Source organism: Pseudonocardia sp. SID8383, assembly GCF_009864975.1.
Taxonomy (GTDB): Bacteria; Actinomycetota; Actinomycetes; order Mycobacteriales; family Pseudonocardiaceae; genus Pseudonocardia; species Pseudonocardia alni.
Genome location: NZ_WWFY01000045.1, coordinates 1 through 3,551, shown reverse-complemented (window position 1 = coordinate 3,551; position 3,551 = coordinate 1). Strand labels below are relative to the sequence as shown.

The following is a 3,551-nucleotide window of genomic DNA, read 5'->3' as shown; positions in this document are numbered from 1 at the left end:
CGCACCCCGACGAGCACGCCGCGCTGGAGGAGGCCGCCGACGAGGCCCTGCGCGAGCTGCGCTCCTCGGGCGACCGGCGGCTGTTCCGCCTGCGCCGCGACGACGACTGACCCCGTCCCGCACGCCGCACCCGCCCGGCCAGGCCAGGCCCCACGGGCCGGACGCGCCGAGATGCAGTCCGGGGCCTGCCCCGCGGGTGGCGGGCCGCCCCGAGCTGCATCTCGACGGTCGTGCCGGGGGTCCGGGGCCGGTGGTCGCCGTCCGCCCCTCCCCGGCGTACCGCCTGTGCGGCACCGGATCGTGGGAGGGCGGTCAGCCCAGCGGGACGACGCCCAGCAGCAGCGCGACCCCGAGCATCACCAGCGAGCAGAGCGCGGCCCGCCAGATCACCCTGCGGTGGTGGTCGGCCAGGTCGACCTTCGCGAGCGAGACGAGTAGCAGCAGCGCCGGGACCAGCGGGCTGGTCATGTGCACCGGCTGGCCGATGATCGAGGCGCGGGCCATCTCCACCGGGTCGATGCCGTAGTGGCCCGCGGCCTCGGTCAGGATCGGCAGGATGCCGAAGTAGAACGCGTCGTTGGTGAGGAAGAACGTCAGCGGCATGCTCAGCACACCGGTGATCACCGCGAACCAGGAGCCGACCGACGGCGGTACGGCCGAGACGATCCCGTTCGCCATCGCCGTCACCATGCCGGTGCCCGACAGCACCCCGACCAGGACCGCGGCGGCGAACACCATGGACACGACGCCGACGATCGAGGAGGCGTGCGAGGTCACCGCCCGGAGCTGGTCCTCGGGCTTCGGGAAGTTCACGACCAGGGCGACCGCGGCGGCCGCGACGAACACCAGCGACAGCGGCAGGACGTCCATGCCCAGCAGCACCAGCAGCGCGACGGTGAGCCCGAGGTTGAACCAGATCAGCGTCGGCCGCAGCGTCGGACGGTTCGGGTCCAGCGCGCCCCCGGCGTCGGCTCCGTCGGCGGGGCCCCCGCCCGAACCGGTGGCCGGGCCGTCGGTGCCGGCGCCCCCGCCGATCAGGGCGGGCTCGCGCACCGCCACCATCTCGTCGGCGACGACCGACAGCGTGCGGCCCGAGGCGAGCAGCCGCTTGCGCTCGGAACGGCCCAGCTGCCAGGCCAGCAGCAGCACGGTGGCGATGCCGGCCACCATGCCCGGGACCATCGGGTTGAACAGCTCCGAGGGCGACACGTTCAGCACCGTCGCGGCGCGGATCGTGGGGCCGCCCCAGGGCAGGATGTTGAGCACGCCGTTCGCGAGGTTGGCGACGACGGTCAGCACCACCGGGCTCAGTCCGAGCCGCAGGTAGATCGGCAGCAGCGCGGACACCGTGATGATGAAGGTGGTCGAGCCGTCGCCGTCGAGGGAGACGACACCGGCGAGCACCGCGGTCAGCACGACCAGGCGCACCGGGTCGTTGCCCACCGTGCGCAGCACGAAGCGGATCAGCGGGTCGAACAGCCCGACGTCGATCATCGTGCCGAAGAAGATGATCGCGAAGAACAGCAGTACGGCCGTCGGCGCGAAGTCGGAGAACGCCGACGAGATCGAGTCGACGACGCCGTCCTCACCCGGTTCGGACAGGCCGGTGCCGGTCGCCACCAGGGCGAAGGTCAGCGGGACGAGTACCAGCGCCAGCGTCGGCGCGAGCCGCTTCGCCAGGATCAGGTACATGAAGACCGCGATCATCGCGGACCCGAGAACGATGAGCATCGGTGCTCCTCCTCGACGGACGTGTCGAGGAGCAACGCTAGGTCCGGGCCCCGGCCCCGGTCCCGCTTGCGGACACAGCCCGCGTAGTGGTCGCTGCGTGCCCTGTGGTCGTTGTGGTCACGCGGCTACTCGTCGTCGGCGTCGTCCCGGGCGAGGAAGCTCGACAGCCGCTCGACGGCGGTCTCGAACTGCGGGTTCGCGTCGACGAAGGCGCGGAGCCGGTCGGCCAGCCACTCGACGCTGACCTGCTCGTCGCCGCGCCGGTCGACGAGCTCCTCGATGCCGCGGTCGGTGAAGTACATGCCGGCGAGGATACGGCGGCCGCCGCTTGACCCGGCCGCGACGGCATCGTTTCCGATGGGTCTCCCACCGCCTCGTGAGGAGATCCCATGTCCACCGCGCCGCCCGCCGCGACCGTCGCCCCGACCCCGGTGAGCGACCGTGCGCTCGCCCCCGACCTCGCCCGGGGCGCGATGCTGCTGCTGATCGCACTGGCCCATGCGCCCTGGTTCGCCTACACCTCGCAGCTGGGGGCCACGCTGCTCCATGCCGCGGACGGCGGGCCCGCCGACCGGATCGCCCAGGTCGTGACCATCACCGCCGTCGACGGCCGCGCCTGGACGTTGTTCGGGTTCCTGTTCGCCTACGGCATCGGGCAGCTCTACGCCCGCCGGATCGCCGGCGGCGGCACCGACGCGCAGGCGCGGCGGCTGCTGCGCACCCGGCACCGGTGGCTGCTCGTCCTCGGCCTGCTGCACGCGGCCCTGCTGTGGCAGGGCGACATCCTGGGCACCTACGGGGTCCTGGGCCTGGTGCTGGTGCCGCTGTTCCTGCACCGCAGCGACCGCACCCTGCGGATCGGGGCCGGGGTCCTGGTCGGTCTCGCCGTGGCCGTCCCCGCGGCGACGGGCGTGCTGGCGCAGTTCACGGGTGGCGCGACGCCGACGTCCGCCGCGCAGCAGCTCGCCCTCGCCACCCCGGACTGGTTCGCGACGCTGCCGCTGCGGCTCGCGCTGTGGGTGTCGGCGATCCCCGGGGCGTTCGTGACGCTGGTGATGCCCGCCGCGGTGCTGCTCGGGCTGCTCGCCGCGCGGCACCGCGTGCTGGAGGAGCCGGGCGCGCACCTGCCTCTGCTGCGCCGCACGGCCGTCGTCGGCATCGCCGTCGGCTGGTCGGCCGGGCTGGCCCAGGCCCTCGTGCACGTCGGCGTCGTCGCGCTGCCGGACCCGGGTGCGTTCGCCGGCCTGCACATCGCCACCGGGATCTTCGCCGCGCTCGGCTACGCGGCGGTGTTCGGCCTCGTCGCGCACCGGCTGGGAACCCGTCCGACGGCACCGCTGCCGGTCCGGGCCCTGGTCGCGCTCGGCCGTCGCTCGCTGAGCGGCTACCTGGCGCAGTCGCTGCTGTTCGTGCCGCTGCTCACCGCCTGGGGCCTCGGGCTGGGCGCGCACCTGTCGGGCTGGTCGGCGTCGCTGGTCGCGGTCGGGGTGTGGCTGCTGACCGTCGTCGTCGCGTACCGGCTCGACCGGGCCGGCGTGCGGGGGCCCGCCGAGACGCTGCTGCGCCGCCTGACCTACGGGCCGTCGCCGCGGAGCGCTCGGTAGCGTCGACGGACCGCCGCGCCCGCGGCCCCGCCGCCCCCCGATCCGGAGTTCTCATGGCACTCACCCCTCCCGTGGCCCGCACCCTGCACGACGTCGGCCTGGCCGCCTGGTTCGGCGGCTCGCTGATGGGCGTCACCGGCCTCAACGGCGCACTGGACGCGGTCGGCGACCCGGCCGAGCGCGAACGGCTCGCCGGCGCGGGCTGGAGCGGGTGGG

General features: G+C 74.3%; 3 protein-coding genes. 1 reads left to right on the top strand and 2 read right to left on the bottom strand.

The features are described from left to right. Positions 1-312 precede the first annotated feature (312 nt). Positions 313-1,731, bottom strand: coding sequence for a CitMHS family transporter (locus GTW08_RS01360; RefSeq protein WP_073578555.1), 1,419 nt, complete (start codon positions 1,729-1,731; stop codon positions 313-315). 125 nt (positions 1,732-1,856) lie between these two features. Beyond that, entirely contained in the window at positions 1,857-2,033 is a 177-nt protein-coding gene (locus tag GTW08_RS30870) for a DUF6104 family protein (protein ID WP_020623156.1), read from the bottom strand. Between the two features lie 87 nt (positions 2,034-2,120). On the opposite strand from GTW08_RS30870, the gene GTW08_RS01355 reads away from it, so the two are divergent. After that, positions 2,121-3,335, top strand: coding sequence for a DUF418 domain-containing protein (locus tag GTW08_RS01355; RefSeq protein WP_073578554.1), 1,215 nt, complete (start codon positions 2,121-2,123; stop codon positions 3,333-3,335). The last annotated feature ends 216 nt before the right edge of the window (positions 3,336-3,551 follow it).